Source organism: Halomonas faecis (genome assembly GCF_010993975.1).
GTDB lineage: Bacteria > Pseudomonadota > Gammaproteobacteria > Pseudomonadales > Halomonadaceae > Halomonas > Halomonas faecis.
The window spans coordinates 104,997-129,134 of the sequence record NZ_JAACZO010000058.1 but is presented as its reverse complement, the minus strand read 5'-3'; the positions used below and the strand labels follow the sequence as shown (position 1 = coordinate 129,134).

Annotated in this window: 26 protein-coding genes; 9 read left to right on the top strand and 17 right to left on the bottom strand. The window is 64.9% G+C overall.

Going from position 1 to position 24,138, the window contains the following annotated elements; genetic code table 11:
• Positions 1-61: 61 nt before the first annotated feature.
• From trmB to thiS, 3 genes are read right to left on the bottom strand one after another with little or no spacing between them, the layout of a single operon-like run.
• Positions 62-808 carry a tRNA (guanosine(46)-N7)-methyltransferase TrmB gene (gene trmB, locus GFD32_RS18615; protein WP_163578067.1) on the bottom strand — a complete coding sequence of 249 codons (747 nt, stop codon included), beginning with the start codon at positions 806-808 and terminating at the stop codon, positions 62-64.
• Positions 809-835: 27 nt separating this feature from the next.
• Complete coding sequence (locus GFD32_RS18610) at positions 836-1,633, bottom strand: thiazole synthase (RefSeq protein ID WP_163578066.1); 798 nt, start codon at positions 1,631-1,633, stop codon at positions 836-838.
• Between the two features lie 54 nt (positions 1,634-1,687).
• Positions 1,688-1,888, bottom strand: a complete 201-nt coding sequence (thiS, locus tag GFD32_RS18605) for a sulfur carrier protein ThiS (RefSeq protein WP_163578141.1) — start codon at positions 1,886-1,888, stop codon at positions 1,688-1,690.
• 97 nt (positions 1,889-1,985) lie between these two features.
• On the opposite strand from thiS, the gene GFD32_RS18600 reads away from it, so the two are divergent.
• Positions 1,986-2,369, top strand: coding sequence for a DUF423 domain-containing protein (locus GFD32_RS18600; protein WP_163578065.1), 384 nt, complete (start codon positions 1,986-1,988; stop codon positions 2,367-2,369).
• Positions 2,370-2,528: 159 nt separating this feature from the next.
• Here the strand turns inward: GFD32_RS18600 and GFD32_RS18595 are convergent, their stop codons facing one another.
• Positions 2,529-2,942 (bottom strand): PaaI family thioesterase, encoded by a 414-nt coding sequence (locus GFD32_RS18595; RefSeq protein WP_163578064.1) that lies wholly within the window; start codon positions 2,940-2,942, stop codon positions 2,529-2,531.
• 149 nt (positions 2,943-3,091) lie between these two features.
• Positions 3,092-5,266 (bottom strand): malate synthase G, encoded by a 2,175-nt coding sequence (locus GFD32_RS18590; RefSeq protein ID WP_163578063.1) that lies wholly within the window; start codon positions 5,264-5,266, stop codon positions 3,092-3,094.
• Between the two features lie 264 nt (positions 5,267-5,530).
• Here GFD32_RS18590 and GFD32_RS18585 point away from each other — a divergent pair, with 264 nt between their 5' ends.
• Both GFD32_RS18585 and GFD32_RS18580 read left to right on the top strand, forming a co-directional pair.
• Positions 5,531-6,508, top strand: a complete 978-nt coding sequence (locus GFD32_RS18585) for an alpha/beta hydrolase (protein ID WP_163578062.1) — start codon at positions 5,531-5,533, stop codon at positions 6,506-6,508.
• The gene (locus GFD32_RS18580) at positions 6,502-6,990 is read left to right on the top strand and encodes a hypothetical protein (RefSeq protein WP_240455706.1); all 489 of its coding nucleotides are present in this window, start codon (positions 6,502-6,504) and stop codon (positions 6,988-6,990) included. The genes GFD32_RS18585 and GFD32_RS18580 overlap by 7 nt, the downstream gene beginning before the upstream one ends.
• A gap of 20 nt (positions 6,991-7,010) precedes the next feature.
• On the opposite strand, the gene GFD32_RS18575 is transcribed toward GFD32_RS18580, so the two are convergent.
• Complete coding sequence (locus tag GFD32_RS18575; protein WP_163578061.1) at positions 7,011-8,519, bottom strand: YifB family Mg chelatase-like AAA ATPase; 1,509 nt, start codon at positions 8,517-8,519, stop codon at positions 7,011-7,013.
• A gap of 71 nt (positions 8,520-8,590) precedes the next feature.
• Complete coding sequence (locus GFD32_RS18570; protein WP_163578060.1) at positions 8,591-8,926, bottom strand: accessory factor UbiK family protein; 336 nt, start codon at positions 8,924-8,926, stop codon at positions 8,591-8,593.
• 288 nt (positions 8,927-9,214) lie between these two features.
• Between GFD32_RS18570 and GFD32_RS18565 the strand changes: the two genes are divergently transcribed.
• The 3 genes from GFD32_RS18565 to glnK all read left to right on the top strand — a co-directional run bounded on the left by GFD32_RS18565 (position 9,215) and on the right by glnK (position 11,396).
• Positions 9,215-9,553, top strand: coding sequence for a P-II family nitrogen regulator (locus GFD32_RS18565; protein WP_163578059.1), 339 nt, complete (start codon positions 9,215-9,217; stop codon positions 9,551-9,553).
• Between the two features lie 38 nt (positions 9,554-9,591).
• On the top strand, positions 9,592-10,917 hold the full coding sequence (locus tag GFD32_RS18560) for an ammonium transporter (RefSeq protein ID WP_163578058.1): 1,326 nt from the start codon (positions 9,592-9,594) through the stop codon (positions 10,915-10,917).
• 140 nt (positions 10,918-11,057) lie between these two features.
• A complete protein-coding gene (glnK, locus tag GFD32_RS18555) occupies positions 11,058-11,396 on the top strand; it encodes a P-II family nitrogen regulator (protein ID WP_163578057.1) in 339 nt (112 codons plus the stop codon).
• 151 nt (positions 11,397-11,547) lie between these two features.
• Here the strand turns inward: glnK and GFD32_RS18550 are convergent, their stop codons facing one another.
• Positions 11,548-12,324 carry a ferredoxin--NADP reductase gene (locus GFD32_RS18550; protein ID WP_163578056.1) on the bottom strand — a complete coding sequence of 259 codons (777 nt, stop codon included), beginning with the start codon at positions 12,322-12,324 and terminating at the stop codon, positions 11,548-11,550.
• A 142-nt stretch (positions 12,325-12,466) separates the two neighbouring features.
• Between GFD32_RS18550 and GFD32_RS18545 the strand changes: the two genes are divergently transcribed.
• Positions 12,467-13,393 (top strand): LysR family transcriptional regulator, encoded by a 927-nt coding sequence (locus GFD32_RS18545; RefSeq protein ID WP_163578055.1) that lies wholly within the window; start codon positions 12,467-12,469, stop codon positions 13,391-13,393.
• A 44-nt stretch (positions 13,394-13,437) separates the two neighbouring features.
• On the opposite strand, the gene GFD32_RS18540 is transcribed toward GFD32_RS18545, so the two are convergent.
• The 5 genes from GFD32_RS18540 to phnD form a co-directional block, all read right to left on the bottom strand.
• On the bottom strand, positions 13,438-13,866 hold the full coding sequence (locus GFD32_RS18540) for a host attachment protein (protein ID WP_163578054.1): 429 nt from the start codon (positions 13,864-13,866) through the stop codon (positions 13,438-13,440).
• Between the two features lie 97 nt (positions 13,867-13,963).
• Entirely contained in the window at positions 13,964-14,773 is an 810-nt protein-coding gene (gene phnE / locus GFD32_RS18535) for a phosphonate ABC transporter, permease protein PhnE (RefSeq protein ID WP_163578053.1), read from the bottom strand.
• Positions 14,767-15,585 (bottom strand): phosphonate ABC transporter, permease protein PhnE, encoded by an 819-nt coding sequence (gene phnE / locus GFD32_RS18530; protein ID WP_163578052.1) that lies wholly within the window; start codon positions 15,583-15,585, stop codon positions 14,767-14,769. The genes phnE (GFD32_RS18535) and phnE (GFD32_RS18530) overlap by 7 nt, the downstream gene beginning before the upstream one ends.
• Complete coding sequence (gene phnC, locus GFD32_RS18525; protein ID WP_163578051.1) at positions 15,572-16,390, bottom strand: phosphonate ABC transporter ATP-binding protein; 819 nt, start codon at positions 16,388-16,390, stop codon at positions 15,572-15,574. Before phnC ends, phnE (GFD32_RS18530) begins: the two co-directional genes overlap by 14 nt.
• 78 nt (positions 16,391-16,468) lie before the next feature.
• Positions 16,469-17,470 carry a phosphate/phosphite/phosphonate ABC transporter substrate-binding protein gene (phnD, locus tag GFD32_RS18520; protein ID WP_163578050.1) on the bottom strand — a complete coding sequence of 334 codons (1,002 nt, stop codon included), beginning with the start codon at positions 17,468-17,470 and terminating at the stop codon, positions 16,469-16,471.
• A gap of 182 nt (positions 17,471-17,652) precedes the next feature.
• On the opposite strand from phnD, the gene GFD32_RS18515 reads away from it, so the two are divergent.
• Entirely contained in the window at positions 17,653-18,219 is a 567-nt protein-coding gene (locus GFD32_RS18515; RefSeq protein ID WP_320416223.1) for a histidine phosphatase family protein, read from the top strand.
• Positions 18,220-18,262: 43 nt separating this feature from the next.
• Positions 18,263-19,759, top strand: a complete 1,497-nt coding sequence (locus tag GFD32_RS18510) for a sensor domain-containing diguanylate cyclase (RefSeq protein WP_163578049.1) — start codon at positions 18,263-18,265, stop codon at positions 19,757-19,759.
• A 6-nt stretch (positions 19,760-19,765) separates the two neighbouring features.
• Here GFD32_RS18510 and GFD32_RS18505 read toward each other — a convergent pair whose 3' ends face one another.
• From GFD32_RS18505 to GFD32_RS18490, 4 genes are all read right to left on the bottom strand, one after another.
• Positions 19,766-20,494: an amino acid ABC transporter ATP-binding protein gene (locus GFD32_RS18505; RefSeq protein ID WP_163578138.1), complete on the bottom strand. Its 729-nt coding sequence runs from the start codon at positions 20,492-20,494 to the stop codon at positions 19,766-19,768.
• Between the two features lie 83 nt (positions 20,495-20,577).
• Positions 20,578-21,678, bottom strand: a complete 1,101-nt coding sequence (locus GFD32_RS18500; RefSeq protein WP_163578048.1) for an amino acid ABC transporter permease — start codon at positions 21,676-21,678, stop codon at positions 20,578-20,580.
• Between the two features lie 9 nt (positions 21,679-21,687).
• The gene (locus tag GFD32_RS18495; RefSeq protein ID WP_163578047.1) at positions 21,688-22,878 is read right to left on the bottom strand and encodes an amino acid ABC transporter permease; all 1,191 of its coding nucleotides are present in this window, start codon (positions 22,876-22,878) and stop codon (positions 21,688-21,690) included.
• 116 nt (positions 22,879-22,994) lie between these two features.
• Positions 22,995-24,023 carry an amino acid ABC transporter substrate-binding protein gene (locus GFD32_RS18490; protein ID WP_163578046.1) on the bottom strand — a complete coding sequence of 343 codons (1,029 nt, stop codon included), beginning with the start codon at positions 24,021-24,023 and terminating at the stop codon, positions 22,995-22,997.
• Positions 24,024-24,138 lie beyond the last annotated feature (115 nt).

Below are 24,138 nucleotides of genomic sequence, written 5' to 3'. Positions count from 1 at the left end.
CTTGCCTGCGCCCTCTCCCCGAGGGCGCTTTTTTTGGTTTCTCCCCCTCATTGACAGAGGGTCAGTCGATGCGGCGGTAGATCAAATCCCAGACGCCGTGCCCCAGCTTCTCGCCGCGCGCTTCGAACTTGGTCAGCGGGCGGAACGCGGGACGCGGTACATAGGGCGCCGTCTCGGCCGTGGCCGTGTTGGCAAAGCCCGGTGCGGCCTCCATCACCTCGGCCATCCACTCGGCATAGGCCTGCCAGTCGGTGGCCATGTGCAGGGTACCGCCAGGCTTGAGGCGGGTGCGAATCAGCGCCACGAAGGCAGGCTGGACGATGCGCCGCTTGTGGTGCTTCTTCTTGGGCCAGGGATCGGGGAAATAGAGCTGCACCGAGTCGAGGCTTGCCTCGGGCAGGCACTGCTCTAACACAGCCACGGCATCCTCGCGGTAGACGCGCAGGTTGGTCAGGCCGCGCTTGTCGGCCTCGTCGAGCAGCTTGCCGACGCCCGGCATGTGCACCTCGATACCGATGAAGTCGGTTTCCGGATGGCGCTCGGCCTGTTCGACCAGTGAAGCCCCCATGCCGAAACCGATCTCCACCACCCGCGGGGCAACGCGCCCGAACAGAGCGTCGAGGTCCTGGCGGCCGTCGGCCAGCGTCAAGCCGAGCCGCGGCCAGACTTCCTCGAGGCCGCGTTTCTGCGCCTGGGTCATGCGCCCGGCGCGCAGCACGTAGCTCTTGATGCCGCGTCGATGCAGCGGGGCGTCGGGCCCTTCCGGGCCGGTGGTCGATTCGGGACTGTCGTGTGACGACGGATTCATGCGTAGGCTCGAAGCTCGGAAGACGGATCAGCCGTTGATACGACCGGCGAAGGGCGAAGAGGGGTCGGCCGTTTGGCGGCGCGGCATGCGCCCGGCCAGGAAGGCCTCGCGGCCCGCCTCGATGGCCTTCTTCATGGCGCTGGCCATCAGCACCGGCTGGCGGGCATGGGCGATCGCCGAGTTCATCAGCACACCGTCGCAGCCGAGCTCCATGGCGAGCGCGGCGTCGGAGGCGGTGCCGATGCCGGCATCCACCAGCACCGGCACCTTGGCCTGCTCGATGATCAGGCCAAGATTGTGCGGATTCTGGATGCCGTGGCCGGAGCCGATCAGCGAGCCCAGCGGCATGATGGCACAGCAACCCAGCTGCTCCAGCTCGCGGGCGACGATGGGGTCGTCGCTGGTATAGACCATGACCTCGAAGCCGTCGGCGATGAGCTCCTCGGCGGCGCTGAGCGTCTCGACCACGTTGGGGTAGAGGGTTGACGTATCGCCCAGCACCTCCAGCTTGACCAGCTTGTGGCCGTCGAGCAGCTCGCGAGCCAGCTTGCAGGTGCGTACGGCATCCTTGGCTGTGTAGCAGCCGGCGGTGTTGGGCAACAGAGTGAAGCGCGAGGGCGGTACCACGTCGAGCAGGTTGGGTTCGCCCGCCTCCTGGCCCAGGTTGGTGCGACGCACCGCAAAAGTGACGATCTCGGCACCGGAGGCGGTCACGGCCTCGGCGGTCTCGTCGAAATCCCGGTATTTGCCAGTGCCGACCAGCAGCCGCGAAGTGAACGCCTGGCCGGCGATACGCAGCGGCTGGTCCTGGATGAAATCGGTCATCGAAGTTGCCTTCTATCGGTTCAGGGTCAAGGGTCTAGCGCCGTGGGCATACGCTCAGCCACCGCCGATGGCGTGGACGATCTCCAGACGGTCGCCCTCGGCCAGTTGGGTGGCAGCATGCTCGCTCTTGGGCACGATCTCTTCGTTGCGTTCCACGGCAATACGCTGGCCGGCAAGGCCCAGCTCGTCGAGCAGCTGCGCCACCGTGAGGCCGGCTACCAGGTCGCGGGCTTCGCCGTTGAGCTGGATCTGCATGGCGTCCTCTCTACGTTGACCATTGTTGCGGGCCCACATTGTAGCCGCTCGCGATGCAGCAGGGTACGGTAACGGCAAAGCCAAGCGAGGAGCGAACATGCACGACCGACTGTGGTGGAGCCTCGCAGCGCTTTCCGGGGCGCTGACCGTCATTGCCGGCGCCTTTGGCGCCCATGCCCTGGAGGGTCAGTTAGCGCCGCGCCTCGCCGCCGCCTTCGAGACCGGCGTGCGCTACCAGGCGTGGCACACTCTGGCAATGCTCGCCGTGCTGGGGTGGCGTGCCGCCACGCCTCTGACAGGGCAGCGCCTGGTGCTGTTGTTTTGGACAGTGGGAATCGGGCTCTTCTCCGGCTCGCTCTATGGGCTCGCCTTGACGGGCGGGCGGGGAGGGTTGGGGCTCGTCACCCCGTTCGGCGGGCTCTTGCTGATCGCTGGGTGGTTGGCGCTACTGGTGTGCGTGTGGCGGAGGCGCTCGCCTTAGGAAGCGCTGAACAAATCGGCGAGCGGAGTGAATCGCAAGGCGCACGGAGCGCAGGAAACGGAGCCTATGGGGTATAGGTGAGGATTCCGACCGGGCTGGCGCACCAGCACCGCGCAACGCAGCGATTTGCCCGCGCAGACATTTGTGCAGTGCTTCCCCTCACTCCGGGTCCGGCAGCGCATAGGTGGCGGTGACCAGCGCCACTGGCGCTTCATGGCCGGCGGAGAAGAGTTGCACCTCGCCCACCGCCAGGCGACGTCCCAGCTTGAGAATGCGCGCATTGGCAATGATGTCGCGATCGCCGCGCGGGCGACGCAGGAAACGGCAATGCAGATCGCTGGTCACGGCCATGGGCTCCGGCCCGATCTGCGCCAGGATCGCCACGTAGAGGCAGACGTCGGCCAGTCCCATCAGGGTCGGCCCCGAGACGCTGGCACCGGGACGCAGGTGCTCGTCCTCGATGGCCAGGCTCATGGTGGCACACATCTCGTCGACACCTTCGATGGTGCCGATACGCTGGGGAAAGACCTCGTCGAGAAAATCCTCGATGGCGGCGGCGGTCATCACGGTCATCGGCGCGCTCCTGGCAGCGGGTTGTGGTTATCGGTGCCTGACGGCTGACCATAGCGCAACACGCCCCGGGCGGGTACCCGGGGCGCATCTCGTTACGAGCGACGAGCGTCAGTATGACTCGCCACTCACAGCCCGTGGCCCGTGGCTGATCATTTCGCCTTGTGAACGGCTCGCCAATGGTGCAGCAGCGGCTCGGTGTAACCAGCGGGCTGCTCGCGGCCCTTGAAGATCAGGTCGCTGGCCGCCTGGAAGGCCGTGGAAGCCGCATAATCGGCGCTCATCGGCGTGTAGTCGGGATCGCCGGCGTTCTGCTCGTCGACCACCTTGGCCATGCGTTCGAGAGTCTCGCGCACGCGCTCGGCGTCGACCACGCCATGGTGCAGCCAGTTGGCGATGTGCTGGCTGGAGATCCGCAAGGTGGCGCGGTCCTCCATCAGCCCCACGTCGTGGATGTCCGGCACCTTGGAGCAACCCACACCGTGCTCGACCCAGCGTACCACGTAGCCGAGAATGCCCTGGCAGTTGTTGTCGAGCTCCTGCTGGATTTCTTCGTCGCTCCAGTCGGGGCTCTCGGCCACCGGCACGCTGAGCAGGTCAGCCAAGTAATCCGGTTCGCCCTGGGCTTCCAGCTCACGCTGCACCTCGCTGACGTCCACCTGGTGGTAGTGCAAGGCGTGCAGGGCCGCAGCGGTGGGAGAAGGCACCCAAGCGGTGTTGGCGCCAGCCTTGGGGTGGCCGATCTTCTGCTCGAGCATGGCCGCCATCAGGTCGGGCATGGCCCACATGCCCTTGCCGATCTGGGCGTGGCCGCGCAGGCCGCAGGCCAGCCCGACCTGAACGTTACTCTTCTCATAGGCCTGGATCCAGGCGGCATGCTTCATGTCGCCCTTGCGGATCATCGAGCCCGCCTCCATGGCGGTATGCATCTCGTCGCCGGTGCGGTCGAGGAAGCCAGTGTTGATGAACACCACCCGCGAGGTCGCCTCGGCAATGCACGCCTTGAGATTGACGGTGGTACGGCGCTCTTCGTCCATGATGCCCATCTTGAGGGTATCGCGGGCCATGCCGAGGATGTCCTCGATGCGCCCGAACAGTTCACTCGAGAAGGCGACTTCCTTGGGGCCATGCATCTTCGGCTTGACGATGTAGACGGAGCCCTCGCGGGAGTTACGCGGGTCCTTCGTCCCCTTCTTGAGGTCGTGCAACGCGAGCAGACCGGTGACCACGCCATCGAGGATACCCTCCGGCAGCTCGTTGCCGTCGGCATCGAGCACCGCCGGGGTGGTCATCAGATGGCCGACGTTGCGCACGAACATCAGCGACCGGCCGGGCACGGTCAGGCTGCCGCCGTCGGGCGTGGTGTAGGTGCGGTCGGCGTGCAAGCGGCGGGTGAAGGTCTTGCCGCCCTTAGATACCTCCTCGCTGAGGTCGCCCTTCATCAGCCCCAGCCAATTGGCATAGACGCCGACCTTGTCCTCGGCATCCACCGCCGCCACGGAATCCTCGCAGTCCATGATGGCGGTCAGCGCTGCCTCGACCAGTAGATCCTTGACACCGGCCGGGTCCGTCTTGCCGATGGGATGGCTCGGATCGATCTGGATCTCGAGATGCAGGTCGTGGTTGGCCAGCAGGATCGCCTCGGGACTGGCGGCATCGCCCCGATAGCCGACCAGCTTGCCCGGCACCTTGAGGCCGGTCTCACGACCGCCCTCAAGGGTCACCACCAGGTGGCCATCGCGCAACGCATACTTGACGGCATCGCGGTGCGAACCGGTGGCCAGAGGGGCGGCGCGGTCGAGCACGCCGCGAGCGTAGGCGATCACTTTCTCGCCACGCTTGGGGTTGTAGTCGGCGGTCTTCTCGGCACCACCGTCCTCGGGGATGACATCGGTGCCGTAGAGAGCGTCGTAGAGGCTACCCCAACGCGCGTTGGCGGCGTTCAGGGCATAGCGGGCATTGCTGACCGGCACCACCAGCTGAGGGCCGGCCTGCACGGCGACCTCGCGGTCGACATTGGCGGTAGTGACCTCGACCCTGGCCGGGGCTTCGACCAGATAACCGATCTCTTCGAGAAAGCCGCGGTAGGCGGTCATGTCGCGCACGGGACCGGGATTCTCGCGATGCCAGGTATCCAACCGCTCCTGCAGGCGATCGCGCTCGGCGAGCAATTCGCGATTTTTCGGGGTCAGATCGTGAAAGAGCGCATCCACGCCGGACCAGAAGGCCTCGGGATCGACGCCGGTGCCCGGCAGCGCCTGTTCGTTGATGAAGCGATCCAGTTCGGCAGCCACCTGCAGGCGGTGGCGAGTGACGCGTTGGGACATGGGAAGTCTCCTCGTGCACGGCTGGCGAGCCCATGGCTCGCCAGCCGGATGTTGGGATGGGACCACGCTATGCCGACGATTTTGTGGAAAATCGTTCCACATGTAAACCCGAAGACCTGGATCGGCCACTAGACATAGGGTGGAGACGCAATGACGACCGGCCACGCCGCCGCAACGCTCGAAAGGAGTGGCGTGGGCCAGGTAAACTGCCCGCTCGGCGACGCTGCCTGGCGTGACGCCCCGCCAATCCCGCCGGAGGTTGCGATGACCGACTTTTCCCCGTTGCAGGCCCATGGGCCCATCGCGCCCTTCGACAGTACCGCCTACGATGCACACCCGCTCGGTGACTCTCTCGCTCGCTACTTCGCCCACTATGGCCTGGAGGCGCTGCTCAATGAGCAGGTGGGATTGCACGTCGGCTACCTGGAGACGCTCCGATTTCGCCTCTGGACCCAGGTGTGGAGTCCGCCGCAAGCCGTTGGAACCGCCTTCGTGGTACACGGCTACTTCGATCACCTGGGGCTCTATCGTCACCTGTTGGAGCGCCTGCTCGAGCACCGTTGGCGCGTGGTGCTGTGGGACCTGCCAGGCCACGGGTTGTCCAGCGGCCGGCGTGCCTGCATCGACGACTTCACCGACTATGCCGACTGCCTGCGCGCCCTGCAGCATCAGCTCGGCGAGCGCGACCTCGCGCCACGCCCCTGGCTCGGCGTGGGCCAGAGCACCGGTGCGGCGATTCTGGCCACCGATGCCCTGACCCGTGCCGACGATGGCCACTGGTCGGGACTCGCCCTCCTGGCCCCCCTGGTGCGCCCCTGGGGATGGACCCAGTCGAGCTGGCTGCACCGCCTGGTGGGCCCCTTCGTGAGCTCGGTGCCTCGCAAGTTTCGCGCCAACTCCACCGATCACGACTTCGCCACCTTCCTGCGTGAGCAGGATCCGCTGCAGCCCGACCGTCTCTCCATGCACTGGATCAGTGCCATGCGCCGCTGGATGCCCCAACTGCTCGCCCTGCCGCCCAGCCAGTTGCCCACCCTGATCCTGCAGGGCGAACAGGATCTCACCGTGGACTGGGAGTGGAACCTATCGGTGCTGGCACACAAGTTCCCCAACGCCCATATTCACCGTCATCCCGAAGCCCGTCACCATCTGGTCAACGAGGCCGAGCCGATTCGCCGAGCACTGTTCGCCGCCCTGGACGACTTCATCGCTCAGTTGGAAACGGAGAAACTGCCATGCTGACGTCGCGACTTCCGGCACTATTGCTGGCGCTGTTCATGCTGGGCGGGTGTGCCGGTTCGGCCGAGCGCGCCGAGCCGATCCGTCAGGCGCTGCTGGGGCTCGGCAGCAGCGCCGCCCAGCAGATCGGCGCGGTCGACGCGCTGCAACCGCTCGAGCAACAGTTGCTACTGCTGGCCGCCCCCGAGGTGGACGCCGAACTGGGCCTGGGCGTCGAACGCGTGCGCGAGAGCCTGACCCGCGCCCTGCTGGGCATCGCCGCCCCCGGACCCCAGGTACTCGACTGGCGACCCGACATGGCAGACAGCACCGACCCCTACCAGTGGCGTCTGGAGAGCCGCCTGGAGGCCTCCGCTCCACGCCTCGTGCTCTCCGACCGCGAACTGCTGCCCTACCGCCTGACACTGACGCTACTGCGCCCCGACGACGATACCGCGCTATGGGAGACGCATATCGATGGCGCCTTCGACGCCACGGCGCTGTAGCCACGCCGCCCCCTGCCCACTCAGGTCTGACGGAGTTGCCGATCCAACTGCCGATAACCGATGGCTTCCATGAGTTCGTCGCGTTCGGGATGTGGCTTGCCGGCCAGATCGGACAGCGTCAGCGCTACCCGTAGCACCCGGTGGTATGCCCGTGCCGAGAGCCTGAGTCGCTCCAGCACGCCGGCCAGCCAGGTACGGTCGGCGCTCGACAGGCCACAGGCCGACTCCAGCTCCCGGCCGCTCAGGTGGGCGTTGAGGGTGCCGCGAGCGTATTGCCGCTCGCGGGCCGCCAGCACGCGTGCGCGCACCGTAGCGGAATCCTCGCCGGTTTCTCGGGCAGTGAGCTGCTCCGGGGGCAAGGCCGGCACCTCCACCTGCAGGTCGATGCGATCGAGCAGCGGCCCCGAAAGACGCGACTGGTAGCGCTGGATCTGTGCCGCCGTGCACTGGCAGGACTGTCGCGGATCGCCCAGATGGCCGCAGGGGCAGGGATTCATGGCCGCCACCAACTGAAAACGAGCCGGAAAACGCCGCTCGTGGCTGGCCCGGGCGATATGGATTTGCCCCGACTCCATGGGCTCGCGCATCACCTCCAGCACCTGACGCGAGAACTCCGGGAGTTCGTCGAGGAACAGTACGCCGTGATGGGCCAGCGAAATCTCGCCGGGCCGCGGCCAGGAGCCGCCGCCCACCAGCGCCACGGCGCTGGCGGTGTGGTGCGGAGCCCGAAACGGCCGCCTTCCCCACTGTTCGGCCAGCGACAACCCGCAAACGGAGCGAATGGCAGCCACCTCCAAGGCTTCCTCCTCGGTGAGTGGCGGCAGGATGCCGGGCAGGCGGCTCGCCAGCATGGTCTTGCCGGTGCCGGGAGGGCCCGCGAACAGCAGGTTGTGCGACCCCGCCGCCGCAACCTCCAGCGCACGGCGCGCCTGATGCTGCCCGCGCACCTCGGCCAGATCGCCCTCACGGCTCTCGGCGATGGGTGGCCTGCCAAGATGGTGCGTAGCGATCGGGGTCTGCCCCAGCAAGTGCGCCACCACCTCGAGCAGATGATCGGCGGGCAGCACCGGCAGGTCGCCGGCCAGGGCTGCTTCATCGGCATTCTCTCGCGGCACGATGAGCTTGCGCCCGGCACGGCGTGCCGCCAGCGCCAGGGGCAATACGCCGCTGATCGGACGCAACCGGCCGTCGAGTGCCAGCTCGCCGACGCTTTCGATACCGGCCAGCGCCTCGACGGGCAGTTGGCCGGAAGCCACCAGAATGCCCAGAGCGATGGGCAGATCGAAACGCCCGCCGACCTTGGGCAGGTCGGCGGGCGCCAGGTTGAGTACGATGCGACGCGTATTGGGGAAATCGAAGCCGGCGTTGGTGAGGGCACTGCGCACCCGTTCGCGGCTCTCTTTGACGGCGGCCTCGGGCAGGCCGACCAGGGTCATGCCGGGAAGTCCATTGGCCAGATGCACCTCGACGAGCACCTCGGGCGCTTCCAGGCCCAGCCCCGCCCTCGTGGCGACGATCGCTAGCGTCATGCGGTCCCTCGCAGTTCCGGTTGCCAGGACCCTAGCTTAGCATCCGAGGGTATCGGCCGCTCGCCACTCCCTCAGCGACCGGTCTCGCCCGCGCCGGCATCCTCTTCAGGTTTCGGAGCACTCTCCTTCTCGGCGGGCGGCAATGCCGAAGAGCCTGCTTGCTGCGCCGCTACCGCCTCCTCAAGGGCAGCGACCTGCTGCTCCAGCGCTTCGACGCGCCCGCGGGTGCGCTGCAGCACGTCCATGAGGATATCGAAATCCTCGCGGGAGACCAGCTCCAGGCGATCGAAGGCGCCGCGCACCACCTGCTGCGCGGCTTTCTGGAACTCTTCCGGGGCCTGGGAGGCGCCCTGCAGGCGTTCGCCGAGCTGCTGGGCCAGCCGACTGATGGGGTCCTGACTGCTCATGGTGTTTTCTCCTGGAACCGCTGATGGCTATCCCTACAGGATACGCAAGGCGCAGCAGCCACGCATTCTCCCGTTGCGCGCCATGCTGGAGCATCTGCACCACACACCGGCACCAGCCTGGTGCAGCATCCGGCGACACCCTCCATCGGCGCCATGAAGATCCCTCGACCCGCAATCCACAACGCACTGATCAAAGGCTGTTTTTACCACGACTGGCACGCTCTGCGCATAAGCAGGGCATGACATGTCCGGGTGGTCCATGCCACCCCAGCCAGCCGGAGAGATGAGATGAAACTGATCACTGCCATCATCAAGCCATTCAAGCTCGACGACGTCCGTGAGGCGCTGGCCGACAACGGCGTTCAGGGCATCACCGTTACCGAGGTGAAGGGCTTCGGCCGTCAGAAGGGCCATACCGAGCTCTACCGCGGTGCCGAGTACGTGGTCGACTTCCTGCCCAAGGTGAAGGTCGAAGTCGCCATCGACGACAGTCGCCTGGAAAGCGTGCTCGACGCCATCTGCGGCGCCGCCAACAGCGGCAAGATCGGCGACGGCAAGGTCTTCGTCACACCGCTCGAGGACGTCATCCGCATTCGCACCGGTGAACGCGGCGCCGATGCCGTTTGAGCCTACCGCTTCCGATACGACGCCGAGGAGAGAACCCCATGAGTGAACTCAGTGAACTGAGCTACGCGCTCGATACCTTCTATTTCCTGATCTGCGGCATCCTGGTGATGTGGATGGCCGCCGGCTTCTCGATGCTCGAGGCCGGCCTGGTACGCTCCAAGAACACCGCCGAGATCCTCACCAAGAACATTGCCCTGTTCGCCATCGCCTGCACCATGTACCTGCTGCTGGGCTATTACCTGATGTACTCCAGCAGCGCCGGGGGCTTTTTGCCCAGCTTCGGCTTCCTGCTCGGTGGCGAGAACACCGTGGATGCCGTGACGGCCGGTGGCGATGACGCCCCCTACTATTCCATGCGCTCCGACTTCTTCTTCCAGGTAGTGTTCGTGGCCACGGCCATGTCCATCGTTTCGGGTGCGGTGGCCGAACGCATGAAGCTGTGGGCCTTTCTGGCCTTTGCCGTGGTGATGACCGGCGTCATCTACCCGGTGTCCGGCTACTGGACATGGGGCGGCGGCTGGCTCGCAGAAGTCGGCTACTCCGACTATGCCGGCTCGGGCATCGTGCACCTGGCCGGTGCCGCCGCGGCACTCGCCGGCGTGCTGGTTCTCGGTCCGCGCAAAGGCAAATACGGCAAAGACGGTAGCGTCCACGCCATTCCCGGCGCCAACCTGCCGCTGGCCACGCTGGGCACCTTCATCCTGTGGATGGGCTGGTTCGGCTTCAACGGCGGCTCGGAGCTGAAGCTCTCCGACGTCGGCTCGGCCAACAACGTGGCTCAGGTGCTGGTCAACACCAATGCCGCCGCCGCCGGCGGGGTGATCTTCGCCTTGGTCCTGGCCAAGCTGTGGTTCCGCAAGGCCGATCTGACCATGGCCCTCAACGGCGCCCTGGCCGGCCTGGTGGCCATCACCGCCGATCCGCTGTCGCCTTCCGCGCTGGGTGCCACCCTGATCGGCGGCATCGGCGGGGCCATCGTCGTGGTCTCCATCGTGATGCTCGACAAGCTGAAGATCGACGACCCGGTGGGTGCCATCTCGGTGCACGGCGTGGTCGGCATCTGGGGCGTTCTCGCGGTACCGCTCACCAACGGTGACGCCGCGTTCGGGGCCCAGATCATCGGCATCATCGGCATCTTCGCCTGGGTCTTCGCGGCGAGCCTGGTCGTGTGGCTGATCCTCAAGGCCATCATGGGCGTCCGCGTCAGCGAAGAGGAAGAGTACGAAGGCGTGGACCTCGCCGAGTGCGGTCTGGAAGCCTACCCCGAGTTCAGCGTCGCCAAGATCCATGGCGGCGGAGGCAGCCGCCCTTCGGCCGGTGGATACGCAGCCTCGACCTCGGCAGGGCAGCCGCGTACCGAGTGACTCGTCCATGCTCCAGCAAGGCTCCCCCCGGGGAGCCTTTTTTCTTCCCGCCAAGGGCGGTGTATGCTTGAAGCCAGCCCGATTCCATACCTAACGGGTCCACCGTCACGAACCCCCGACCGACCATGAGGATGCAGACCATGAAACTGGTGACCGCCATCATCAAGCCGTTCAAGCTCGACGACGTTCGCGAGTCGCTCTCCGAGATCGGCGTCCAGGGCATCACCGTCACCGAGGTGAAGGGCTTCGGCCGTCAGAAGGGCCATACCGAGCTCTACCGCGGTGCCGAGTACGTGGTCGACTTCCTGCCCAAGGTGAAGGTAGAGATTGCCGTTGACGACGATATGGCCGAGAAGGTGATCGATGCCGTCACCCAGGTAGCCAACACTGGCAAGATCGGCGACGGCAAGATCTTCGTCACCCCGCTCGAACAGGTCATTCGCATCCGCACCGGCGAAACCGGCAAGGATGCCGTCTGACAGCTGGAAGCTGGAAGCTGGAAGCTGGAAGCTGGAAGCTGGAAGCTGGACATCAGCCAGTCGCTCCCGGCATTCGGGTCAAGGGTTTTTCTTCAAGCTTCCAGCTTAAGCCCGCGAAGCGGGCGTTCTTCCAGCTCCCGGGGAAGCCGGGTCATTTTTCGACGAAGGCGCGCTCGATGACGTAGTCGCCGGGCTCGCCCATGCGTGGCGAAATGGTGAAGCCCAGATCGTCGAGCAGGGCGCTGGTGTCGTCGAGCATGGCCGGGCTGCCGCAGATCATGGCACGGTCCTGCTTGGGGTCGATGGCCGGCAGGCCGGTGTCGGCGATGAGCTTGCCACTGCGAATATGGTCGGTGAGCCGCCCCTGGGTATGGAACGCCTCGCGCGTTACCGTCGGATAGTAGACCAGCTTGGCGCTGATCTCCTCGCCCAGGTACTCATGGGCCGGCAGCTCCTTGGTGATGAAATCGGCGTAGGCCAGCTCGCTCACGGAGCGTACGCCGTGCACCAGCACCACCTTCTCGAAGCGCTCGTAGACTTCCGGATCCTGGATCAGGCTCATGAAGGGCGCCAGGCCGGTACCGGTGGAGAGCAGGTAGAGGTTGCGCCCCGGCAGCAGATCGTCGGTGACCAGCGTTCCGGTAGGCTTGCGACTGACCATGATCTGATCGCCGACCTGGAGATGCTGCAAGCGAGAGGTGAGCGGCCCATCCGGCACCTTGATGCTGAAGAATTCCAGGTGATCCTCGTAGTTGGGGCTGGCGATGGAATAGGCACGCATCAGTGGCTTGCCCTCCACCTCGAGGCCGATCATCACGAACTGACCGTTCTTGAAACGCAGGCTCCGCTCTCGCGTGGTGCGAAAACTGAACAGGGTGTCGTTCCAGTGATGGACGCTCAGGACATCTTCCAGGGCGAACTTGCTCATGCCGGCTCCTCGATATTCTATTGGCGAATAACGCCACCTAAAAAGTGTATCGAGGATTCTAAGAGATCCGTATTTATCTGTTAATTGAATTGTATGGATATCGTTTATCTATACTATAGATAGATAACCACCGGGAGGGGGCATGCATTTCACTCTGCGCCAGCTGGAAGTCTTCGTGGCCGTGGCCCAGCACGAAAGCGTCTCCCACGCCGCACGCGCCCTGGCACTCTCCCAGTCCGCCACCAGCACGGCGCTGGCCGAGCTGGAACGCCAGTTCGACTGCCGCCTGCTCGACCGCATCGGCAAGCGCCTCAAGCTCAACGCCCTCGGCTTTCAGCTGCTGCCCAAGGCAGTCGCTCTGCTCGACCGTGCCGAGGAAGTCGAGGAGCTGCTGCATGGCCAGCAGGGCATCGGCTCGCTGGATGTGGGCGCCACTCTGACCATCGGCAACTACCTGGCCACCCTATTGATCAGTGACTTCATGCAGCGCCATCCCGGCAGCCGGGTGCGCCTCTCGGTGCGCAACACGCGTGCCATCATCGACAGCGTGCGTCATCACCAGCTCGATCTCGGCCTGATCGAGGGACGCTGCGAGGAAGACGACGTGGTCACCCAGCCCTGGGTCGAGGACGAACTGGCGGTGTTCTGCTCTCCCCGCCACCGGCTCGCCGGTCAGGGGCCGATAGAGCTCGATCGGCTACTGCGCGAGGCGTGGATCATGCGCGAGCAGGGCTCGGGGACGCGCCTGACCCTTGAGCAGGCGGCGCGCCATCGCCGTGGGCGCTTCAACGTCTTGCTGGAGCTGGAGCATACCGAGGGCATCAAGCGGGCCGTGGAGTCGGGACTGGGCATCGGCTGCGTGTCGAAACTGGCGCTGCGCGACGCCTTTCGCCGCGGCAGCCTGGTCCCCATCCACACCCCCGAACTGGACCTGAGCCGACAGTTCGCCTTCATCTGGCACCGCCACAAGTACCTGGCTACCGGCATGCGCGAATTCCTCCGCCTGTGCCGCCAAATGACGGAAGGCGTGAAGCGCAGCGACGAGATCGATCTGCCGTCCGTACCGTAGGAGAAAGCAGCCCGACGCGACGACGCCGGGCCACGGCCAGAGGATCAGCGCATGTCGCTGACGGCTTGCTGGATATCGGCGAGGCTAGCCTTGGAAAGGTCCTTGGCCAGGGTGTGGATGATCAATTTGCGGGAAGGACCATCCAGCTTGTCACGCAACAGCCCCAGAAATCGCGGTGGCGCCACCAGGATCAGCTTTTCCAGACTGTTGTCCACCCGCGCGCGGTAAATGCATTCGGCAACCTCCTTGGCGAAGAGCTCGGCATGGTGCTGCGTTGCCACGCTCTCCCCACCCGCCGAGCGGGCGGTGGTCGACGTCGACTCATGCACGTCGCCGCCACGGTCCGTCACCAGGTCGCCCTCATGAAGGCGCCCTTCGGCATGCACCAGACTCTGCCGCTCTTCCAGCTTGAGGGCATCGCGCGTGAATACGCGCGCCCGGGCTTGGTCGGCCACCACGATGTACGTTGTCATAGCCACTCCTCATGCGGGTTGATGGGGAAACCGGCCAGGCCCGGCGACCGGCTTCATCCTCTTCAACATTGGCAAGGGGGCATCGGGCGGTCAACCGTCATATCACCTTGCGGCGCAGCACGCTGGTGACGGCCTCGCCCAGCAACACCAGGGTAATGATGGCAATCAGGATGGTGGCGACCGTCGGCCAGGCGAAGGTATCGATGGCGCCCTGCAGGATCACCCCGATGCCGCCGGCACCGACCAGCCCCAGTACCGTGGATTCACGGATGTTGATGTCCCAGCGCAGGATGATGATGGCAAAGAACGCCGGCATCACCTGGGGCACCACGGCATAGGCGATCACCTTGGCCTTGCTGGCCCCGGTGGCTTGCATGGCCTCCACCGGCCGACGGTCGATCTCCTCGATGGCCTCGCCCATCAGCTTGCCGACGAAGCCGATGGAACGGAACATGATGGCGAGTATCCCGGCGAGCACGCCCGGGCCGAAAATCGCCACGAACAGCAGCGCCCAGATGATGGTGTTCACCGAACGACTGGCCACCAGAATGAAGCGGCCCAACCACAGGCAGGCCCGATTGGGAGTGGTGTTCTGAGCCGCGATGTAAGAGACCGGCAGGGCCACGAAAAGGGTCATTGCCGTGGCCAGAGTGGCGATGTGCACCGTCTCGAGCAGCGCCGCCACGATCTCGCCGAGACCGCTCGGATCGGGCGGCCACATGCGTGCACCGAGACTGCCGATCTGATTGGGCGCATCCCACACCCAGGGCCAGAAGATGTCGATGTCGCTGACCGCCCAGTAGAGCACCATCATCGACAGCAGCAGCACGACGTAGCGAATCAGGCGCTGGCGGCCAGCGTAGCGCTGCCAGACGCGTCCTTCCACGGTGGACGACTTGTCTACCATATCTGCTTCCTTACCCAGCCGCTGACGCCTTCGCTGACCAGGATCACCGCGATGATCACCAGCAGGATGGCGAAAGCGAAGTCGTAGTCATAGCGTCCGAAGGCGTTCATCAGGGTGCCGCCGATGCCGCCGGCACCGACGATGCCCACTACCGCCGAGGCGCGCAGGTTGCTGTCCAGCTGGTACATGGAGAGCCCGACCTGGCGCGGCAGGATCTGCGGAAAGACCGCATAGACCAGGGTCGCGAAGTAACCCGCCCCCGTAGCCTTCATCGCCTCGACCTGCCCCCAGTCGATCTCCTCGATTTCCTCAGCAAGCAGCTTACCGACGAACCCGATGGAGTAGAGAGTCAGCGTCAGGATGCCGGCCAGTGGGCCGAAACCCACCGCCGCCACGAACAGGATTGCCACGATCACCGGATGGAAGCTGCGCGAGACGATGATCACCCCACGCCCCAGCAGATAAACGGGGCGTGGAGCCAGGTTGCGCGCGGCCATCACCGCGAAGGGAATCGAGAGCATGACCCCGAGCAGCGTCGCCAGAATGGCGATCTGCAGGCTCTCCTTGAAGCCGGTGAAGAGCAGGTCGGCACGCTCGAAGCTGGGCGGGAAACCGCCACCGAAGATCCGCGCAGCGCGCGGCAGGCCTTCGGCAATGCGCTCCCAGTTGAACGGCAGCGAGCCCAGCGCCCAGACGAGATAGGCCACCACCACTATCCACAGGCCGTAGCGCAACCAGGAGTTGGCGATGAAGGGCGGCTTGCGCCACGTTCGTCGCTCGGCCGTCGAGGAGGCAGGACTAGAACGAGTCATGCGCCACCCCCCGAGCGCCGTGGCGCGGGACCGCTGTCGACGTCTCGATCAGCTCGTCGTCGGGCGCTTCGATGCCGCCATAGATGGCGTCCAGCGCCTCCTTGGTGAAATCCTCGGGCGCGCCGTCGAAGATCATCTTCCCGTGGCGCAGCCCGACGATGCGTTCGGTATACGCCTTGGCCTGAGCGACGTTGTGGATGTTGATGAGTACCGGCAACGACAGCTCACTGGCCAGGCTCTGCAAGAGCCGCATGATCTGTTCGGAGGTGCGCGGGTCGAGCGATGCCGTCGGCTCGTCAGCGAGCAGGATCTCCGGCTCCTGCATCAGTGCGCGTACCACGCCGACGCGCTGGCGTTCGCCACCGGACAGAGCGTCTGCCCGCTTGTTGGCATAATGGGCGATCTCCACCCGCTCGAGCAGAGAAAAAGCGCGGTCGATGTCAGCCTGAGGATAGCGCCGCGTGACCGCCTGGTAGAGATTGACGTAGCCGAGCCGGCCGGCCAGCACGTTCTCCATCACCGTTAACCGATCGATGAGATTGAAGCCCTGAAAGACCATGCCGATTTTGCGCCGGGCCTGGCGCAGGGCGGCACCCTTGAGGGTGACGAGCTCGCTGCCGTTGAGCTTGATCGAGCCGGACGTGGGCTCGACCAGGCGGTTTATGCAGCGCAGCATCGTGCTCTTGCCGGCACCCGAGGCGCCAACGATGGCCACCACGCTATTGCCTTCAACCGTCAGGTCGAGCCCTTCGAGTACCGGAGCATCACGACCGTAGCGCTTGGTCAGGTTGGAAATTTCTAGCATGAAAGTATCCGGACTGATACGCAGACGAAAGCTCGCCGGCAGCCGCCATCGGGCGGCTGCCGGCATCGAAGGAACGCCTCACTCGAGGTTGTCGGGCGTGTACTCGACCCCGTTGGCTTCCTGGATGGTGCGGATGACCTTCCAGTGCTCCTGGTAGTTGATGGGGATGAACTTCTCGACACCATCGAACTCCTCGCCCAGCTCGGTACCGGCGAACTCGAAGGAGAAGAAGGCCTCTTCGATCTTGTCGACCAGGTCCGGATGCAGGTCGTGGGCGTAGGTGTAAGAAGTGGTCGGGAAACGATCGGACTCATAGAGAAGCCGTACGTCATCCGGATCGTAGAGATCGCGATCGGCCATGCGCTCGACCACCTCGGAGGCCACCGGCGCGGCGTCGTAGTCGCGCGCCACCACCCCGAGCATCGATTGATCGTGGCTGCCGGAGTAGATCACTTCGTAGTCCTCGTCGGGCACGATCCCCTCTTCGGGGAACAAGGCCCGGGGCGCCTGATTGCCGGAATTGGACGTGGGTGAGGTGTGCGCCACGCGCTTGCCCTTGAGATCTTCGATCTCGTGGATGTCGGAGTCCACGTGAGTGTAGAGCTGCAAGGTGTAGCCGAACTGGCCGTCGTCGGAGCCCATCAGCGCGAAGGGCACGGCGCCGGCCAGGTTGACCGCAAAGGGCGTCGGCCCAGTGGAGAAGCCGGCGATGTGCAGACGCCCGCTGCGCATCGCCTCTACCTGCGCCGAGTTGGACTGCACGGCGAAGAAGCGCACGTCACGCTCGGTGACCTCCTCGAGGTGATCGATGAAGGGCTGCCAGATATCGGCATAGATGGCCGGATCCTCCACCGGCGTATAGGCGAAGATCAGCGTGTCGGGATCGACCCACTGCGATTCATCCGCTGGCTGGTCGGCAACCAGGTCGCCATCCCGATCGCAGTAGATGTCGTCCAGATCGCCTCGCGGGCAGTCCTCCTGAGCCATTGCCGCCGATGACAGCAGAAGGGTCAGGGAGCACAGCGATACGTAAGACAGCGCGCCCGGTATGCGCTTGAGAAAAACCGGATGGGAAGTCATGGCGTGCCTCTCTATCTGTTGTTGTTGAACTCACTTCGTTACATTAGCCGATAGGCGCCGGATGCAGCGGCCGACCGTCTGTGCGAAATCGAACACGAAACCGCATGCCATGCTCGCATGCGAAAGCCTTGTTTCAATCTAGGTAACATGACAATTCCATGTCAAACGGGAGATTTCACGCTGTGATCCGACGCCGCAACCGCTACCTTCTCATGCGCCATGGCCATAGCGAAGCCAATGCGCAGGGGGTGATCGTCAGCCGTCCGCAGCATGGGCTGGAAGCCTACGGCCTGTCACCGGAGGGGCATGCACAGCTCGCACGACTGGTCGACGACTGGCGTTGGCCCGCTCCCACCCGTCTCTGGCATTCGGATTTCCTGCGCACCACCGAGACCGCGGCGCGGATCGCCGCCCGCTTCGGCCTCACTGCGCACCCGGATCTCCGCCTGCGAGAGCGTGACTTCGGCAACCTGGAAGGCGAACCCGACGACCGCTACCCCACGATTTGGGAGCACGATGCCCGAGACCCCGATCACTGCGATTTCGGCGTCGAAAGCGTGACGAGCGTGGCGGAACGCATGGTCGCCGTGATCGATGCCCTGGAGCGCGAGTATCGCCAGGAAACCGTACTGCTGGTCAGCCACGGGGATCCGTTGCAGATCCTGCTTACCGCGATCGAGCAGCGACCGTTGACGCAGCACCGTGATCGTCGACCGCTGATGCCGGCAAACGTCATTGCCTTGGCGTAGCCGATGAGTATCATCGAGGCAATGCCCAAGGACGAGCCCCCTCATGCCGGACCCCATCGCCCCGGATGCGCCCCGCCTGCTCGCTGCTCTGGCCAGCGGCAGTCAGGCCGTGATGGAGCCGCGCTTCTGGGGCGACGGCGTCGACCGCCTGCTTGCCTACCTGGGTGAGGCCTGCGGCGCCAGCCGGATATGGATATTCCAGACCATCGAGCTGCAGGACGACGCCGTGGTACAGGACTACGTCTTCGAATGGGCGTCCCAGCCGCGTTACCGCCAACTCACTCAGAAGCGCTTTCGCTTCTTCACGACTTTCTTCGACGATCCGATCTACCGGGAAATGGTGGCCGCTCGACAGCGCGGCGAGGCACACGGCTTCGTCGTCGAAGCCATGCCAGCAGGTCCGTTGCGCCAGAATCTCGAGAGCCAGGCCATCCGCTCCATGGTCACCGTACCGATCATGGTCAACGGTCGATGGTGGGGCACCCTGGGCATCGACGACTGCGAACGCCCCCTCGACTGGCAGGGTACCGGCCTGCAGGCGCTGCGCGTGGCCACCGAGCTGATCGCCTCGGCCATCTACCGGCAGCAGCTCACCAGCCGGCGCCGCCAGATCGAGCTCTTCCAGCGCGTCACCGACTGCGGCATCTGGGAGGTCGACCCGCGCAGCGGTGCCACCTGGTGCTCCCGCGCGCTGCTGCGCACCCTGGGCTACCCGGACGATTACGCCCGGTTGCCCATACGCCGCCTGCTGGCCCACATCGCCCGCGAAGATCGTCAGCGTCTCTGGCAACGGCTGCGACGCTGCCTGTGCAGCACTTCCTGTAGCTGGCGTCTCGATGTGCGCCTGATCACCGAACGAGGCGAAACGCGCTGGCACGAGATCGTTGCCGAGGTGGTCAGGGGCCCCAGTCAGAACGCACAGAGCCTGGCGGGACTGATCATCGACGTCAGCCAGCGCAAGCAGGGCGAGGAACGTGCCCTGGTGGCCGCCGAATACGACGAGCTCACCGGTACGCTGAACCGCCGTGGGCTGTGGCGACACCTCGACGAGACCCTGGTCGACGACCATGCGCCCCACCACCTGCTGCTGCTCGACATCGACCACTTCAAGCCGGTCAACGACCGCCACGGCCATCCCGCCGGCGATGCGCTGCTGCGCCTGCTGGCCCAGCGACTCGGCGGTGAGCTACGCGCCCATGACGGCCTGGCCCGGCTGGGCGGCGAAGAGTTCGTCATCGTGGTGAGCGGACTGGCGCAGCCGGAAGTGTTGCAGATCGCCGAACGTCTGCGCACGTGCATCGCCGACGCTCCCTTTCAGCTCGAGGCCGAGACCGCCCTGACGATTCCCATTACCGTCAGCCTGGGCATTGCCAGCCTGCCCAACGCTTCGACACGGCGCCACGGCCATACGCTGGCCATTGCCCAGGCCGACCAGGCGCTCTACGCCGCCAAGCACGCCGGCCGCAACCGCGCGGTGGGCTACTGGCAGCTATCCGACCTGGCCGGCGGCGACGCCAGAATGGAGCCCACCGCCGACTAATCCGCCTCAGTGACCGAGAATCTGACTGAGGAACAACTGCGTACGCTCCGACTGCGGATCGTTGAAGAAGGGGTCGGGCGCGTTCTCCTCGATGATCTGGCCCTGATCCATGAAGATCACCCGATCCGCCACGGTCTTGGCAAACCCCATCTCGTGGGTCACGCAGAGCATGGTCATGCCATCGTGGGCCAGCTCGACCATCACATCGAGCACCTCCTTGATCATTTCCGGATCCAACGCCGAGGTGGGCTCATCGAAGAGCATCACCTCGGGATGCATGCACAGCGAGCGGGCAATGGCCACGCGCTGCTGCTGGCCGCCGGATAGCTGCCCCGGATACTTCCTGGCCTGCTCGGCGATCTGCACGCGCTCCAGGTACTGCATGGCCTGGGCTTCCGCCTCGCGACGTGGCTTCTTCTGCACCCACATGGGCGACAGGCAGCAGTTCTCCAGCACCGTGAGGTGGGGAAACAGATTGAAGTGCTGGAAAACCATGCCGACGCTGCGCCGTATCTGCTCGATGCGCTTGACGTCCTGGGTCAACGGCACACCACCCACTACGATCTCGCCCTGCTGGTGCTCCTCCAGGTGATTGATGCAACGGATCAGCGTCGATTTGCCGGACCCCGAAGGCCCGCAGATGACGATGCGCTCGCCACGACTCACCTCCAGGTCGATGTCGCGCAGCACATGAAAGTCGCCGAACCACTTGTTGACGCCGCGCATCTCGACCATGGAGGTCGCCGCGCCGGCCTGAGAATCGATTGCCTGTTCACTCATCGTTGTCATTCCTCGTTTGGGTAGCGCTTGGCGCGGCGTTATCGCTTATGCCCCGTGTGCAGCTTGCGCTCCAGATACTGGCTGTAGCGCGACATGCTGAAACAGAAGATCCAGAACATCAGCGCCGCGAAGACATAGCCCTCGACGGCGAAGCCCAGCCAGCGTGAATCGGATAGTGCCGCCTGCACGATGCCCAGCAGGTCGAACAGGCCGATGATCATCACCAGGGTGGTGTCCTTGAACAGCGAGATGAACGTATTCACGATTCCCGGGATCATCATCTTCAGCGCCTGGGGCAGCACGATCAGGCCCATGCGATGCCAGTAGCCCATGCCCAGGGCCGCTGCAGCCTCCTCCTGTCCTCTGGGAATGGCCTGCAGGCCTCCGCGCACCACTTCGGCCATGTAGGCGCTCTGGAACAGGGTGATGCCGATCAGCGCCCGCACCAGACGGTCGATGCTCATGCCGGTGGGCAGGAACAGCGGCAGCATCACCGAGGCCATGAACAGAATGGTGATCAGCGGCACGCCGCGCCAGAATTCGATGAACACCACGCAGACGCTGCGCACGATGGGCATCTGCGAGCGCCGCCCCAGTGCCAGCACGATCCCTATGGGCAGGGCTGCCACCATGCCCACCGTAGCCAGGATCAGGGTCAGCGATAGCCCGCCCCAGCGGTGCGTCTCCACCACGGGCAGCCCGAAGTGCCCGCCATAGAGCAGTACGTAGGCGAACACCGGGAAGACCAACAGGGTGACCTGCGCCACCCAGCGCTTGAACGGCAGCCGTGGAATGGCCAACCAAGCCAGCAGTGCCGCAAAGGTGGCGAACATCACATTGATACGCCAGATCTCGTCGCCCGGGTAGAGGCCGTAGATGAACTGGCCGAGGCGCGCATTGACGAACACCCAGCAGGCCCCCTCCCGCGAGCAATCGTCGCGGCTGGTGCCGATCCAGTCGGCGTCGATGAGCGCCCACTGGATCGCCGGGGTGAGCAGCACGTAGAGCAGGTAGAGCCCGAGCAGGGTGAAGAGACTGTTCACCGGACCGCTGAACAGGTTGGCCCGCAGCCAGGCCAGCGGCCCCACCGTCAGGCGCGGCGCCGGGCGTTCGGGAATCATCTCGTCGTTGTGGGTCATGGCGCTCTCCTAGCGTTCCACCAGCGCCACGCGGGCGTTGAACCAGTTCATGAACAGCGACACCAGCAGGCTGATGGTGAGGTATACCGCCATGGTCATGGCGATCACCTCGATGGCCTGCCCCGTCTGATTGAGCGTGGTGCCGGCAAACACCGACACCAGGTCGGGATAGCCGATGGCCGTGGCCAGCGAGGAGTTCTTGATCAGGTTGAGGTATTGGCTGGTGAGCGGTGGAATGATCACTCGCAATGCCTGGGGAATGATCACCAGACGCAGCACCAGCCCCTGGGGCAGGCTCAGCGCCTGGGCCGCCTCGGTCTGACCGTGGGGAATCGCCTGAATCCCCGAGCGCACGATCTCGGCTATGAACGATGCCGTGTAGATGGAGAGCGCCAGCCACAGCGCCAGAAACTCGGGAATGATCGTGATGCCGCCACCGAAATTGAAGCCGCGCAGCTCCGGTACCTCCCAGGTCACCGGTACGCCGGTCACTACCAGTACCAGCAGGGGCAGGCCAATGATCAGGCCCAGCGAGAGCCAGCCGGCCGGTACCCGTTGGCCCGTGGCCTCGTGGCGACGCCTGTTCCAGACCACCAGTGCCACGCTGGCCGCAATGGCCGCGACGAAGGCAACGGGAATCAGGCCGAAGCCGGACAGAAATTGTGGCTCGGGCAGAAACAGACCGCGCACGTTGAGAAAGGCCGTCTCCCCGAGAGAGAGGCTCTGCCGCGGGCTTGGCAAGGCCTGCAGCACGGCGAAATACCAGAAGAATATCTGCAGCAGCAGCGGAATGTTGCGGAAGATCTCGATATACCCGCTGGCAAGGCGAGCGATCAGCCAGTTGGGCGAAAGGCGGGCAATGCCCACGGTGAAGCCGATGATCGTCGCCGCCAGTACCCCCAGCGCCGAGACCAGCAGGGTGTTGAGCAAGCCCACGATGAAGGTGCGCCCGTAGGTGCTCTGCGAGGAGTAGTCGATGAGGCTCTGGACGATACCGAAGCCCGAGGTGTTGGTCAGAAAGCCGAAGCCGGTGGTGATGCCACGAGCCGCGAGGTTGGCCTGGGTGTTGCCGATGATGTAGAGCAGAAAGGCCGCGACGGCGGCAATCAATACGGCCTGGAAGAGCAGCGCCCGTTTGGCGCGATCGCGCCAGAAGGGCGGCTTGGGGCCCGCGGGTCGGGCCTGGGGTCGAACGGACATGAAGAATTCTCCGCCTGGATCCGTCAAGCAGGACATGAGACTGCCGGCCCGGGATAGCCGGGCCGGCAGGCACGAATGAACCACTGGGTGTCGATCAGGCCGACATCGCTAGCGGTTCAGCGGACGGGCGGTGCGTATTGCAGGCCACCCTCGGTCCATAGACGGTTGACCCCACGCTCGATCTGCAGCGGCGAATCCATGCCCACGTTGCGATCATAGATCTCGCCGTAGTTACCTACCTGGCTGATGATGTCATAGGCCCAGTCGGCCTCGAGGCCCATGCTTTCGCCGTAGTTGCCATCCTGGCCCAGCAGACGTGCCACGTTGGGGTTCTCGGAATCGAGCATGTCGTCGACGTTGTCGCTGGAAATCCCCATCTCCTCGGCATTGAGCATGGCGAACAGCGACCACTTCACGATGTTGAACCACTGGTCGTCTCCTTGGCGAACCACGGGTCCCAGCGGTTCCTTGGAGATCACCTCGGGCAGGATGACCGCCCCCTCCGGATCGGAGAGCTGGATGCGCAGGGCGGCCAGCTGGGAGGTGTCGGAGGTCAGCACGTCACAGCGGCCGGCCTCGAAGCCGCCCACCGTCTGCTCGGAGGTATCGAAGACGATGGGCTGGAATTCCATGTCATTGGCACGGAAGTAGTCGGCCAGGTTGAGCTCGGTGGTCGTGCCGGACTGTACGCAGACAGCGGCGCCGTCCAGCTCGCTGGCATTCGAGATGCCCAGGTCGCGGGACACCAGGAAACCCTGGCCGTCATAGAAGTTGGTCCCGGTGAAGTTGAGGCCCAGGGTGGTGTCACGGGTGGTGGTCCAGGTGGTATTGCGCGACAGCATGTCCACCTCGCCGGACTGTAGCGCGGTGAAACGCTCGACGGCGTTGAGCGAGACATAGCGCACCGCATCGGCATCGCCCAGCACGGCGGCCGCCACGGCCCGGCACACGTCGACGTCGATCCCCTGCCAGTTGCCCTCGTCGTCCGGCGCGGAAAAGCCCGGCAGGCCATCACTGACACCGCACTGCACGGCGCCGTTCTCGCGTGTATCCTCCAGGGTGGCGGCCGAGACCAGACCGGTCGCTCCCAGGGTCAGCGCGGCCGCCGATGTCAGCAAGACAAGCTTGTTGTTGTTGTATCGCATGATGATGTTCCTCGTTGCGTTGATATCGTTGTTGGGACTGAATCCAATGCATGCATGCCGTTCCGGCATGTCCGCAGACCTTAGCAAGGTCCGTTCCACAAGCGTGATATCCCCA